Raw genomic sequence first — 13,335 nt, forward strand, 5'->3', positions numbered from 1 at the left:
TTATCTGTTTGCATCATGCGGATGCTTAGTGTGCTGCTGCGAAACCTTTAAGGCTCTTTCTGAGAAGAACCGCCAAGCCGCCGATTAGCAGAATCAGTACGAATGAAAGTGCGTTGATTACAGGACTTACACCGTGCCGAATCATATTATATACATAAATAGGTAAAGTCTCAACATTGCCGTTTACGAGCGAAGTGATTACGAAATCTTCGATTGACATTGTAACGCTCATCATGAAGCCGCTCATGATTCCAGGCATGATTGCAGGAATAATGACTTTGAAAAGTGTCTGAGTTTCATTTGCGCCCAAGTCGTGGCTCGCTTCGATGATTGAATAGTCGAATTCGTCAACGCGGGCAGAAACCATGAGGTAGACAAATGGAAGACAGAAAGTTGTGTGTGCAATGATGATTGTGCCAAGACCCAGATTCATGTTGATTCCGCTGAGGAAGATGAGAAGCGAAACACCCATGATGACTTCTGGCAAAACCATTGGCAAAAAACTGACCGACTGAATGTATGAGCGGCCGAAGAATTTGTACCAGTTGTTACCGATTGCGGCAAGACTTCCCAAAACAGTGGAAATTGCTGCCGAAACGAGAGCGACGATTGCACTGTACAAAAGCGATATCCAGAGACGGCCTGAGCTGAAGAGAAGTTCTTCGTACCAGACCAAAGACACGCCCGTGAATTTTGAGCCTTTTGAGGCATTGAATGAGTAGAAGATAATCACGAAAAGCGGCACGAAAAGGAAGAGCAGTGCGATGATTAGTACGGTGTTTGAAAAAGAGAATGCACGGCCGTGTTTTTTCCAGTTTCGCTTTGCATGTTTGTTTCCTTCGGCCTTTGCGAGAGGATTTCGTTTTAAAAGTGCGAGTATTACCGAAATAAGAAAATCCATTATGTAAACTCCTATTGTATAGCCACAAGGATGTGGCAGCCGGGCGAGTTTTTGCGTGTAAAAACTCGTCAGAAAGAAAAATTGCACGGATGCAATTTTTCTTTCAATTTTTCATCTTTTTGAGGCTAGCTTCCTTCTTATCCGAAGAAATCATGAACAAAATTGCTGCCATACTGACGACTGTGAGCACCACGCTGAATGCAGATGCAAGCGGCAAATTGCGTGCCTTCTGAATCTGATCCATGATGATGTTTCCGAGCATATAGCTTTCTGTTGAACCGATAATCTGTGGAACCGTGTAGTTTCCGAAAATCGGGATGAATGTAAAAATGAGCGCACTGATGATGCCGGATTTGATTCCAGGAATCATGACGCGCATGATTGCACCGGCCTTAGTGGCACCCAAATCGCGTGCGGCTTCGAGCAAAGTGAAATCAAAGCGGTCAACCGAAGTAAAAATCGGCAGAATCGCATAGGGAAGATACATGTAAATGCTTACAAGAATGACGGCGCCTTTTGTGAACATGAACTTATGCGGAACAAAAACGCCGTTCTCGTTCTGAGTGACGAAAAAGCAGAATTTGGCGAAAAACTCGCAAACCCAGTTCAAAGTGCCGTTTTCTCCAAGAATTGTCATCCATGCAAAGATTCGGATGAGCGAGTTTGTAAGGAACGGAACGATTACGAGAATCAAAAGCGTAGTCTGATGGCGGCTTCGGGCAATCGCATATCCGCAGGGAAGCGCAATCAGAATGGAAATTGCTGTCGCAACCAAGGTCATGCCGAGCGTGCGCAGGAAAATCTTTCCGTAAGCGGGCGTGAACATCTGCTTGTAGGCATCAAGTGAAAATTCTTTAATGACACCACCGAACATGTCTCGCTTCATAAAAGAATATGCCACGATTATAGCCAGCGGCACAATAAAAAACAGTGAGAACCAAAGCCCCATAGGGTATGAGTAAAATGGGCCTGGATTCGCTTTTGGGATTTTATTTTTCATGTAAAGAATCTCCTAAAAAGTTAGTTAGCAGTTAGTAATTAGCAATTAGCAGTGAGCAATTAGCAATTTTACTGGACATCGCGTTGCTCGTCCTTAATTTCTCATTTCTAATTTCTAACTTCTCACTTTTCTATGTCTTCTACAATGTAGCCGTCTTCTGCTGACCATGAGATGTATACGGTGTCCTTCCACTGAATTTCCGGGCCTTCATCGAGGTAGTTCTGATGCTGCTTAAAGACTTTGACGATTGTGCCTGTTTTTTCGAGTTTTACATAGAATTTTGACTGGAAACCTGTGTAGACCGGCTCTTCGACGATTCCTTTGAAAACATTGATGTCTTTGCGGCCATTTACATTTGGTTCTTCGAGGGTGATTCGGATTTTTTCTGGACGCACGGTGAATGCGACCTTCTGACCTTCATCGGTGTGCTCATAATCGGTAACGAGGATGTTTTTGTCTTCTTCTTTGGTGGCCTGTGTGTCGCCTGTGAGCTGTGCCTGCATACCGAGCGCCGGAACATTGAGAGTGACCATGTGCTCAATGTCGGCTTTGCCTTCAACTTTGTAGCTTTCGCATTTTACGACGCTTGCTTCAAAAAGATTTGTCTCGCCGATGAACTGTGCGACGAACTGAGTTGCAGGACTTTCGTAAATCTCGTATGGAGAACCGACTTGCAAAACATGCCCATGATTCATGACGGCAATTCGGTCTGAGACGGCAAGTGCTTCGCTCTGGTCATGAGTGACGAAGATGAAGGTGACGCCGATTTTGTCATGAAGACGGTCGAGTTCCACCAGAAGATTTGAGCGCAATTTGGCATCAAGGGCAGAAAGCGGTTCATCGAGAAGCAGAACTTTTGGCTCATTAATCAATGCGCGTGCGATTGCGACTCGTTGCCTCTGACCGCCCGAAAGCTGATTCGGCTTTTTGTAGATGTGTTCGTCAAGCTCAACAAGATGAACATATTTGCGGACTTTTTCATCGATTTCGTTCTTTGGGAGTTTCTGAAGTCTAAGAGAAAAAGCTACATTTTCGTAGACGCTCAGGTGCGGAAAAAGTGCATAATTCTGAAAAACCGTGTTTGAATGGCGTTTGTTCGGAGGAAGTTCTGTTACATCGGTTTCATCAAAAAAAACTTCGCCTTTATCAGGAAATTCAAATCCTGCCAGAATTCGGAGCAAAGTGGTTTTTCCGCAGCCACTTGGTCCTAAAAGTGTGAAGAATTCGCCTTGCTTGATGGTAAAATCAATGTTGTCCAGTGCGACAAAATCTCCAAAATGCTTGTGTACATTGCTGATTGTTACCTGACTTCCTTTCAATATTTTCGCGCCTCGTGTGTAAAAAAAATGTCTCTGGCCTTATGACCCGACAGTCTTTTTATATTCCATTTAATAGAAATAATCAATATTTTCTATAGAATATTTTTGTGATGACAATTTTATTTAAGAAAAAATTTGCTTTATTCAGAAAATACAGATAAGATATTAAGAGAATCTTAATATAGGAGTCAAAATGAGGAGTCTTAAGCTTTCTACCAAAATCAGTATGCTTGCTGCTGTAGCGATAATTATTGCATCTGTTTCAGTTGCTTTTATCGCCACTCAGGTCACAAGTTCTGAAATCCGTAATATAACTGTTGAAAACCTTGAAACCACAGAACTTGGTGTTATGGACACCCTGGACAACTGGAAGGAAATCCTTCAGAACGCCACGCTCGTTCTGGCCGATAAAACCCGTCTGGCTGAAGCCCTTCGTACAAATCATTACGATACGGTTGAACAGCTTGTAACAGACCAGAAAATGGTTGTCAATATTGACATGCTGCTTGTTACTGATGAACAGGGTATTGTCGTTGCCGGTGCCAAACGGCTTACAGACATGTCAAACTGTTATGCAGTAAAGCGTGCTCTTGCCGGTGAAATCGACTACTGCTATGAAGAAACAGAACTTTGTCCTTACAGTTTGATTTTTGCATATCCGGTTCGTGTACAGGGTTCTATCGTTGGTACGGTTGTGGGTGGATTCAGCCTCGTAACCGATGAATTCATCGATGAGGTCAGAACACACTTCAAGGTCGAATGTACAATCTTCAGCAAAGATATTCGTGTTGCTACAACGCTCGGTGTTAAGCTTATCGGCTCAAAACTTGACAATGCAGAAATTGTAAACACTGTCCTAAAGAAAGGCCAGAAGTTTGGCGGCGAAAGTATAATCAACGGAAACAGCTATCTGAGTGTATATGTTCCTATCGTAGACAACGGCGGTAACATTTCCGGCATGATTTTCGTTGCAAAGAGCACTGCTGTAATCGCAAATGCAGTCAGAAAAATCACCAGAATCATCATTCCAATCATAATCGGTTTGGGTGCGGCTCTTGTAATCGTTGCTATGCTTCTTGTCCGCTCAATGCTCAAACCGCTCACTGGTGTTAAGAACACTCTCCAGGACATTTCTTCGGGCGATGCAGACCTCACAAAGCGAATCGAGCTCAAAACTCAGGATGAAATTGGTGATGTCGTCAACGGATTCAATACCTTTGCCGGTAAATTGCAGAACATCATCGGGGATGTCAAAACTTCTAAAGATGAACTCATGGTTGCCGGTGAAAATCTTGCCGGGGCAACTCAGGACACAGCAAGTTCTATCACAGAGATTATTGCAAACATCGACAGCATGAAGCGTCAGATTGATTCTCAGAATCAGTCGGTCAACCAGACGGCAGGTGCTGTAAATCAGATTGCATCAAATATTGAATCTCTTGAGAGAATGATTGAATCACAGTCATCTGGTGTTACTCAGGCTAGTGCGGCTGTTGAAGAGATGATTGGTAATATCTCTTCTGTAAACGGTTCAATGGAAAAGATGGCTCATTCATTCAATGAACTTCGCGCAAATTCTCAGGTCGGAATTTCAAAGCAGAAAGCCGTCAATGACCGAATCGAAGAAATTGAAAGTCAGTCACAGATGCTTCAGGAAGCGAATGTTGCTATTTCGGATATCGCAAGTCAGACGAACTTGCTCGCTATGAACGCGGCAATCGAAGCTGCACACGCTGGTGAAGCAGGAAAGGGCTTTGCGGTCGTTGCAGATGAAATCCGTAAGCTTTCAGAAACATCAACTGCTCAGTCAAAGACAATTGGTGACCAGCTCAACAATATTAAGGAATCAATCAATGAAGTCGTTGCTGCTTCTTCTGAGTCAAGCCTTGCATTTGAGACGGTTTCTAAAAAACTCGAAGAAACAGATGCTCTCGTAATGCAGATTAAGGCGGCAATGGAAGAGCAGAATGAAGGTTCTCAGCAGATTACTGAAGCTCTTCACAACATGAACGACAGCACTGTTGAAGTCCGAAATGCATCGACCGAGATGCAGGAAGGAAATCAGATGATTCTTAAAGAAGTTCAGCTTCTCCAGAATGCGGCAATGACTATGAGCCAGAGTATGGAAGAAATGTCAATCGGTGCACGCAAAATCAATGAGACAGGTGCGGCTCTCACCGAAGTTTCCGGCCAGATGAACCAGTCAATCGGTAAGATTGGTGAGCAGGTCGATCAGTTTAAAGTTTAAAAAGTTTGAAAATATATACACTTACAAGGAGTTTTTTAAAGTATGGCGAAATCTGCTAGTACTTCAAAGGATAATCGCACAAGCTTGATCAAAAGATTGGTCATTCTTCTTGGGCTTGTCATCGTTGCGGTCAATGCCGTTCAGCTTATCTTCGTAACTACGAATGCCAAAAAGGACATCGTTGAAGAAGATATTCACATGTATGAGAACATGATGGACGGTTATTCGGCCGCATTGCAGAATGATATTAAGGGCTACTATCGGCAGCTTAATGCTTATATTCATGCTGATGTCGTAAAAGAAGGCGATTTGGAAGCTTGTTATGAGTGGATTCAAGAGCCTGAGCATCAGAAATTGCACGGAGATTTTGACTATGTAATGATTACCGGCCCCGATGGAAAAGCTCGCACGGACTTGGGCGGAATCACGAACATCGTTGAGCGTGACTACTTCAAGGCAATCATGCAGGAAGGCAAAGAAGAATTTGTTGATAACCCTGTAATCGGCAAAACTACAGGAAAGCCTGTTATTCATGTTTCACGCCCGCTTAAAGACAGAAACGGCAAAAAATTCGCTATGGTCACGGGTATCGTAAACCTTGAAAACCTCACTAAAGAAATTGCCCAGATTAAAATCGGTAAAGAAGGCTTTGGTTATCTGCTTGCAAGCACAGGTATGGTTATTGCTCACAAGCAGACTGATTTGATTATGCAGCGAAACTTTCTTACTGACTCAGGTATTAGCGCAGCGAATGTAGCAATTGCAAAGGCAATGACAAACGGAGAACGTGGTGAAGGCTGGAAAAAGGCAAATGGTCGTAACGGTCAGGATTTAATCGTTTATCGCCCTGTCGCAGGTACTCCATGGTCAATGGCACTTTCTATCCCAGATGATGAGATTTACGAGTTGGTCAACACAATCCGAAACCTCATGTTCTTGTTCGCTGGTATCAGTGTTGTTGCTCTTGCTTTGATTACGGCACTTTTGCTTGTAAGTTCTCTCAAACCGCTTGCAATCGTCGAAAAAGCAATTTCCGGCATTGCTTCGGGCGATGCAGACCTTACAAAACGAATCGAAATCGACTCAAACAACGAAATCGGATATGTCGTCAAAGGCTTCAACGCATTCAGCGGCAAGCTCCAGACAATCATCGGTGATGTCAAAAATTCAAAAGACGAGCTTATGGTTGCCGGCGAAAATCTTTCCGGGGCAACTCAAGACACAGCAAGTTCTATCACAGAGATTATTGCAAACATCGACAGCATGAAGCGTCAGATTGATTCTCAGAATCAGTCGGTCAACCAGACGGCAGGTGCTGTAAATCAGATTGCATCAAATATTGAATCTCTTGAGAGAATGATTGAATCACAGTCATCTGGTGTTACTCAGGCTAGTGCGGCTGTTGAAGAGATGATTGGTAATATCTCTTCTGTAAACGGTTCAATGGAAAAGATGGCTCATTCATTCAATGAACTTCGCGCAAATTCTCAGGTCGGAATTTCAAAGCAGAAAGCCGTCAATGACCGAATCGAAGAAATTGAAAGTCAGTCACAGATGCTTCAGGAAGCGAATGTTGCTATTTCGGATATCGCAAGTCAGACGAACTTGCTCGCTATGAACGCGGCAATCGAAGCTGCACACGCTGGTGAAGCAGGAAAGGGCTTTGCGGTCGTTGCAGATGAAATCCGTAAGCTTTCAGAAACATCAACTGCTCAGTCAAAGACAATTGGTGACCAGCTCAACAATATTAAGGAATCAATCAATGAGGTCGTTGCAGCTTCTGGTGAGTCAAGCCTTGCATTCGAGACTGTTTCTAGAAAACTCGAAGAAACTGATGCTCTCGTAATGCAGATTAAGGCTGCAATGGAAGAGCAGAATGAAGGTTCTCAGCAGATTACCGAAGCACTCCATACTATGAACGACAGCACTGTTGAAGTCCGAAATGCGTCATCTGAAATGGAAGAAGGCAATAAGATGATTCTCAAAGAAGTTCAGCTTCTCCAGAATGCTGCGATTGCAATGAGTCAGAGTATGGAAGAAATGTCAATTGGAGCCAGAAAAATCAACGAGACAGGTTCTGCGTTGACAGAAGTTTCTGACCAGATTAATGGTTCAATTGCAAAAATCGGCGAACAGGTTGATAAGTTTAAGGTTTAATAATTACATCCTGTAACTCTCGTCGTTTACCCCGCATCCGTGCGGGGCATTTTTTTGTCTTGTCAGGCTATCCCGCATTTGTTGACATTTTTTGTCGTTTTCTGCTAAATTCTTTCTATGCTGAAAAATATTGATGTTTTTGAGAAAGACCCGATTCCTAAAGCGGTCTTCAAGTTGGCTCTTCCTACCGTTTTGAGCATGATTGTTGCTGTCTTTTATAATATGGTTGACACATTTTTCGTAGGAAGAACAGGTGACCCTAATCAGGTTGCTGCGGTGAGCGTGGCGACTCCAGTGTTTTTGTTTTTTATGGCTGCCGGTAACATTTTCGGTATGGGCGGTTCATCTTTTTTAAGCCGTGCTCTAGGCGAAAAGCAATATGAAAAGGCAAAAAAAATAAGTTCGTTCTGTCTTTATGCAGGAATTTTTGTCGGAATTGTGGGTGCAATCTTGATGCTCAGTTTCATGACACAGATTCTCAACGCTGTCGGTACGAGCGAAAACACTTTCGGTTTTGCAAAATCTTATCTTTCATGGATTGCTTATGGTGGACCGGCAATCGTTATTTCTACGGCTTTCACAAATCTTATCCGTGGTGAAGGTGCTGCTCAAAGTTCAATGAAAGGCATGATGGCTGGAACAATCGCAAACATCATTCTCGACCCGATTTTTATCTTGGACTCAATCTTTGGCATTCCATGTCTGGGACTTGGAGTTGCTGGAGCGGCAATTGCTACTGTCATTGGAAATCTTGTTTCAATTCTATTCTATTTTATTCATGTTTGTAGAAAAACTTCAGTGCTTACATTGAATCCGAAGTATTTTACTATTAGAAACGGAATTCTGAAAGGAGTTCTTCTTATCGGACTTCCGGCTTCAATTACAAACATTCTTATGAGTTTGAGCAACATTCTGATGAATAAGTTTTTGGTTGCTTACGGGGATGTTGCGGTCGCAGGCATGGGAATCGCCATGAAGGCAAATATGCTCGTCGTTTTCGTTCAGCTTGGTTTGGGTGCAGGTGTTCAGCCTTTGATTGGCTATAATTTTGGAGCAAAAAATTTCCGTCGCATGAAAGATACCATGAAATTTGCCGTTTTGTGCAATATTATCGCAGGAATCTTGCTTGGCGCGCTTTATATAGTCTTCACTCGTCAAATCGTCAGCGTATTCATTAATGATGAGTCTGTAATCGAAATGGGAATGAAGATGCTTCGTGCGCTCATGTTCTCTAGTCCTCTTTTGGGAATCCTGTTTGTCTTCAACTTTTCTTTTCAGGCAATGGGAAAAGCAAAAGAGTCACTTGCGCTCGCTGTCAGCCGTCAGGGATTTGTGTTTGTTCCATGTACAATTATAATGAACAAACTGATTGGTCTTGAAGGGTTGATTCTTTCACAGCCAATTGCTGATTATGTTTCGGTCGTTATGGCTTTTGCGATGTTCTTCTTTATGAACAAAGAATTTAAGCGTACTGAATAAAATTTTTCTTGCCGAATTCACTTTTTTTTATTACTTTTATTGTTGTACAAACTTAAATAACGACTTGATGATGTTGAAAAATTTCGGCATACACAAGTCTTATAGGAGATAAAACAAAAATGGCTAAACAGTTGATTTTTAATGAAGATGCCCGCAAAAAGATGCTTAGTGGCGTTGAGCAGATTGCTCGCGCTGTAAAAGTTACACTTGGTCCTTGTGGCCGTCTTGTAATGCTCGACAAAAAATTCGGTGCACCGACAATCACAAAAGACGGTGTTTCTGTTGCAAAAGAAGTTGAGCTCAAAGATCCTTATGAAAACATGGGAGCACAGCTTGTAAAGGAAGTTGCTTCTAAGACAAACGATGTTGCTGGTGACGGTACTACTACTGCTACAGTTTTGGCTTACGCTATCGTTCGCGAGGGTTTGAAGAGCGTTTCTGCCGGTATGACTCCAATCGAAATCAAACGCGGTATCGACAAGGCTACTGCTGTTGCTGTTGAGGCTATCAAAAAGAACAGCCGTGCAGTTAAGGGCAGTGAGGATATCACTCATGTTGCAACAATTTCTGCTAACAACGATCCTGAAATCGGTAAAATCCTTGCTGATGCTATCGAAAAAGTTGGCAAAGACGGCGTAATCACTGTTGAAGAGTCAAAGAACATGGACACAACTGTTAAGACCGTAGAAGGTATGCAGTTCGACCGCGGTTACATCTCTTCTTACTTCGTAACAGACCGTGAGCGCATGGAAGTAAACTACAACGATGCTTTCATTTTGATTCATGACAAAAAAATCTCTACAATGAAAGACCTTCTCCCAGTTTTGGAGAAAGTTGCTCAGACAGGCAAACCTCTCGTAATCATCTGCGAAGACATGGATGGCGAGGCTTTGGCTACTCTCGTTCTCAACTCAATCCGCGGAACTCTCAAATGCGTTGCTGTTAAGGCTCCAGGATTTGGTGATCGCCGAAAGGAAATGCTTCAGGATATCGCTATTTTGACTGGCGGTACAGTAATTTCTGAGGAATTGGGCCTCAAGCTTGAAACAACTGAACTTGCTCAGCTTGGTCAGGTTAAATCAGTTAAAATCGACAAAGACAACACAGTTCTTGTTGACGGTGCAGGTGCAAAAGACGCAATCGCTGCCCGCGTTGCAGAAATCAAAGCTCAGGTTGAAAAATCAACTTCTGAGTACGACAAAGAAAAGCTCAAGGAGCGCCTTGCTAAACTCGCTGGTGGCGTAGCTGTTATCAACATCGGTGCTATCACTGAGACAGAGATGAAAGAAAAGAAATTCCGCGTTGAGGATACGCTTGCCGCAACTCGCGCTGCTCTCGAAGAAGGTATCGTTTGCGGTGGTGGAATTGCTTTGATTGAGGCTGCAAAAGCTCTCACAGACGATGCTGCAAAAGACTTGAGCGAAGACGAGAAAGTCGGCTTCCGAATTGTCCGCCGCGCACTCGAAGAGCCAATCCGCCAGATTGCAGAGAACGCAGGTGTTGACGGTGCTGTTATCGCAGACAAAGCAAAGAGCGAGAAGAAAGGCACTGGTTACAACGCTTACACAGGCGAATGGGTAGATATGATGGACGCTGGTATCATCGACCCGGCAAAGGTAACACGAAGCGCACTCCAGAACGCAGCTTCTGTAGCAGGAATGCTCCTCACAACAGAATGTGCTATAACTGATATTCCTGAACCTCCAGCTCCAACACCGGCAGCTGCTCCTGACATGGGCGGAATGTACTAATAAGCAAGGAAATTCCGCGAGTTTTCGCAAGAAAACTCGTTAGCTCGCGTAAGCGAGCATGAATGGGAATGGATTATTAGTAAGCAAGGCGAGAAATCGGTAACGATTTCTCGTGAAGAAGTCCGTAAGGACTTCGGCGAATGTACTAATTCATTCTGTGCATCTTTCTTAATTAGACGAAAAAACGAAGCTCGCTCTTTTTTGGGGCGAGCTTTTTCGTTATATTGGTATTATGAAATCACAACTGACTACACTTTGCTATATCGAAAAAGACGGATGCTATCTCATGCTGCACCGCGTCACTAAAAAAAATGACATAAATCACGACAAATGGATTGGAGTTGGCGGGCATTTTGAAGAGAGAGAAAGTCCTGAAGACTGTCTTTTGCGGGAGGTAAAAGAAGAAACCGGACTTGTGCTCGACAGCTATCGTTTTCGTGGAATCGTGACTTTCGTTTCTGATGATGATACTGCTGAATACATGCACTTGTTTACAGCTACGGAATTTCATGGTGAGTTAATTGATTGCGATGAGGGGAAGCTGGAGTGGTTTCCGATTGACAAAATTGATTCGCTTGAACTCTGGGAGGGAGACAAGATTTTTTTCCGTCTGCTTCGTGAAAATTCCCCGTTCTTTTCGCTTAAACTTGTTTATCAGAAAGGCGTGTTGATCGAGGCCGTTTTGAATGGCAAAAAGATTTCATCTTGAAATTATATTGAAAATTAGACTTCCCTAAAATTGTCCAAAGTGATATATTATTTTCTGTCGATGGCGACCTTGTTTTTACGGGGTCGCTGTTTTTTTTGCTCCGAATCTGTTTCGGAAATGACGAGGAAAAAATGCCACTCAATAAAAATATTCATAAAGTTATGATTATCGGGTCGGGCCCTATTGTAATTGGTCAGGCTGCAGAATTTGATTACGCGGGAAATCAGGCGTGTAAGGCTTTGAAGCAGCAGGGATTGGAAGTTTGTCTTGTAAATTCAAATCCTGCTACATTGATGACAGATCATGTTATGGCCGATCAAATCTATCTGGAACCGCTTACTCTTACAACTTTGCAGAGGATTATCGAAAAAGAAAAACCTGATTCTTTGCTTTCGACTTTGGGCGGTCAGACTGGCCTTACTTTGAGCATGGAACTTGCAAAATCAGGATTTCTGGAAAGTCACGGGGTAAAGCTTTTGGGAGCACGGCCTGCAACAATTGACAAAGCTGAAGACAGGCAGATGTTCAAAGACACGATGGAAGCAATTGGCGAACCCTGCATTCCTTCAAAAGTCGTGACAGATTATGAAAGTGCAGTGGAATTTGTGCATAACGAAATCGGTTTTCCGGCAATTATCCGGCCTGCATTTACTCTCGGCGGAACAGGCGGCGGAATCGTAAAAAATGACCGTGAACTTGACGAAATCGCTCATAATGGTCTTCACCGTTCCCCGATTCATCAGATTCTCGTGGAAAAGTGTATTTCTGGTTGGAAAGAAGTTGAATTTGAGGTTATGCGTGATTCCAAAGGAAATGTAATAACCGTGTGTTCAATGGAAAATTTTGATCCGGTTGGCGTTCATACTGGTGATTCCATTGTAATTGCGCCCACAGTAACTCTTGCTGATAAAGAATATCAAATGCTGCGAAGTGCGGCACTGAATATCATTTCGGCACTGGAGATTGAAGGCGGTTGTAACTGTCAGTTTGCACTCAATCCTGACACTTTTGAATATGCCGTAATCGAAGTTAATCCGCGTGTTTCACGCTCATCTGCGCTGGCTTCAAAGGCGACAGGCTATCCGATTGCAAAAGTAGCAGCTTTGATTGCGATTGGCTATACTCTCGATGAAATTCCGAACTTTGTTACAAAGAAAACGGCTGCTTGCTTTGAGCCGGTTTTGGATTATGTTGTCGTAAAAATGCCTAAGTTCCCGTTTGACAAATTCGTTTATGCGGCTCGAAAACTCGGAACTCAGATGAAGGCGACTGGTGAAGTTATGGCAATCGGGCAGAACTTTGAGGAAGCGATTTTGAAGGCAGCTCGTGGTGCTGAAATCGGTGTAAAAGATTTGAATCTTCCTGCTTTTGAAAAGGAAGGTGATGAAAAAATTCGGGAGCGGGTTGCTCAATGCACTGACCAGAGAATTTTTGCGATTTATCAGGCTTTAAAGCGAAAATTGCTCACAGTCGATGAAATTCATGAAATCACTAAAATAGACGAATGGTTCCTTTGGAAACTCGTGAATATAGCTGAACAGGAAAATGCCGGGGCGTTGCGGGGTGTCCCCGCAGAAGGGGTAGCGGAAAACGCCGTGGCGTTTGGAGCGAGGGGAAGGCTTTCCCCTTCAATGCTTTATCCTCCGCGTTCTTTCAAAATGGTTGATACTTGTGCGGGTGAATTTGATGCGGAAACACCTTATTTTTACTCGACGACGGGCGGCGAAAATGAGGCGGAATTGTTCTTGAAAGAGCGAAAGAAAGCCTAAGC

At 43.3% G+C, this 13,335-nt stretch carries 9 protein-coding genes; 6 read left to right on the top strand and 3 right to left on the bottom strand.

Annotation, left to right across the window (positions count from 1 at the left end; genetic code table 11):
• Positions 1-25: 25 nt before the first annotated feature.
• The 3 genes from Q0Q74_RS02645 to Q0Q74_RS02655 all read right to left on the bottom strand — a co-directional run bounded on the left by Q0Q74_RS02645 (position 26) and on the right by Q0Q74_RS02655 (position 3,220).
• Positions 26-901 (bottom strand): ABC transporter permease, encoded by an 876-nt coding sequence (locus Q0Q74_RS02645; RefSeq protein WP_294428242.1) that lies wholly within the window; start codon positions 899-901, stop codon positions 26-28.
• Positions 902-1,004: 103 nt separating this feature from the next.
• The gene (locus Q0Q74_RS02650; RefSeq protein ID WP_294428244.1) at positions 1,005-1,901 is read right to left on the bottom strand and encodes an ABC transporter permease; all 897 of its coding nucleotides are present in this window, start codon (positions 1,899-1,901) and stop codon (positions 1,005-1,007) included.
• Positions 1,902-2,023: 122 nt separating this feature from the next.
• Positions 2,024-3,220 carry an ABC transporter ATP-binding protein gene (locus Q0Q74_RS02655; RefSeq protein WP_294428246.1) on the bottom strand — a complete coding sequence of 399 codons (1,197 nt, stop codon included), beginning with the start codon at positions 3,218-3,220 and terminating at the stop codon, positions 2,024-2,026.
• 193 nt (positions 3,221-3,413) lie between these two features.
• On the opposite strand from Q0Q74_RS02655, the gene Q0Q74_RS02660 reads away from it, so the two are divergent.
• The 6 genes from Q0Q74_RS02660 (at position 3,414) to carB (ending at position 13,333) form a co-directional block, all read left to right on the top strand.
• Positions 3,414-5,468, top strand: a complete 2,055-nt coding sequence (locus Q0Q74_RS02660) for a methyl-accepting chemotaxis protein (RefSeq protein WP_294428248.1) — start codon at positions 3,414-3,416, stop codon at positions 5,466-5,468.
• 42 nt (positions 5,469-5,510) lie between these two features.
• Positions 5,511-7,625 (top strand): methyl-accepting chemotaxis protein, encoded by a 2,115-nt coding sequence (locus Q0Q74_RS02665; protein WP_294428250.1) that lies wholly within the window; start codon positions 5,511-5,513, stop codon positions 7,623-7,625.
• 117 nt (positions 7,626-7,742) lie between these two features.
• Positions 7,743-9,104, top strand: coding sequence for an MATE family efflux transporter (locus Q0Q74_RS02670; RefSeq protein WP_294428252.1), 1,362 nt, complete (start codon positions 7,743-7,745; stop codon positions 9,102-9,104).
• Between the two features lie 119 nt (positions 9,105-9,223).
• Entirely contained in the window at positions 9,224-10,855 is a 1,632-nt protein-coding gene (gene groL / locus Q0Q74_RS02675; RefSeq protein ID WP_294428254.1) for a chaperonin GroEL, read from the top strand.
• A 232-nt stretch (positions 10,856-11,087) separates the two neighbouring features.
• Positions 11,088-11,564, top strand: a complete 477-nt coding sequence (locus tag Q0Q74_RS02680; protein WP_294428255.1) for an 8-oxo-dGTP diphosphatase — start codon at positions 11,088-11,090, stop codon at positions 11,562-11,564.
• Positions 11,565-11,695: 131 nt separating this feature from the next.
• Positions 11,696-13,333, top strand: a complete 1,638-nt coding sequence (gene carB, locus Q0Q74_RS02685) for a carbamoyl-phosphate synthase large subunit (RefSeq protein WP_294428257.1) — start codon at positions 11,696-11,698, stop codon at positions 13,331-13,333.
• Positions 13,334-13,335: the final 2 nt, after the last annotated feature.

Source organism: uncultured Treponema sp. (genome assembly GCF_946187725.1).
GTDB lineage: Bacteria > Spirochaetota > Spirochaetia > Treponematales > Treponemataceae > Treponema_D.

What these genes read in the sequence shown, in the direction of transcription:
- Q0Q74_RS02645 (WP_294428242.1), bottom strand. Translation starts at nt 901, where the DNA reads ATGGATTTTCTTATTTCGGTAATACTCGCACTTTTAAAACGAAATCCT.
- Q0Q74_RS02650 (WP_294428244.1), bottom strand. Translation starts at nt 1,901, where the DNA reads ATGAAAAATAAAATCCCAAAAGCGAATCCAGGCCCATTTTACTCATAC.
- Q0Q74_RS02660 (WP_294428248.1), top strand. Translation starts at nt 3,414, where the DNA reads ATGAGGAGTCTTAAGCTTTCTACCAAAATCAGTATGCTTGCTGCTGTA.
- Q0Q74_RS02665 (WP_294428250.1), top strand. Translation starts at nt 5,511, where the DNA reads ATGGCGAAATCTGCTAGTACTTCAAAGGATAATCGCACAAGCTTGATC.
- Q0Q74_RS02670 (WP_294428252.1), top strand. Translation starts at nt 7,743, where the DNA reads ATGCTGAAAAATATTGATGTTTTTGAGAAAGACCCGATTCCTAAAGCG.
- groL (WP_294428254.1), top strand. Translation starts at nt 9,224, where the DNA reads ATGGCTAAACAGTTGATTTTTAATGAAGATGCCCGCAAAAAGATGCTT.
- Q0Q74_RS02680 (WP_294428255.1), top strand. Translation starts at nt 11,088, where the DNA reads ATGAAATCACAACTGACTACACTTTGCTATATCGAAAAAGACGGATGC.
- carB (WP_294428257.1), top strand. Translation starts at nt 11,696, where the DNA reads ATGCCACTCAATAAAAATATTCATAAAGTTATGATTATCGGGTCGGGC.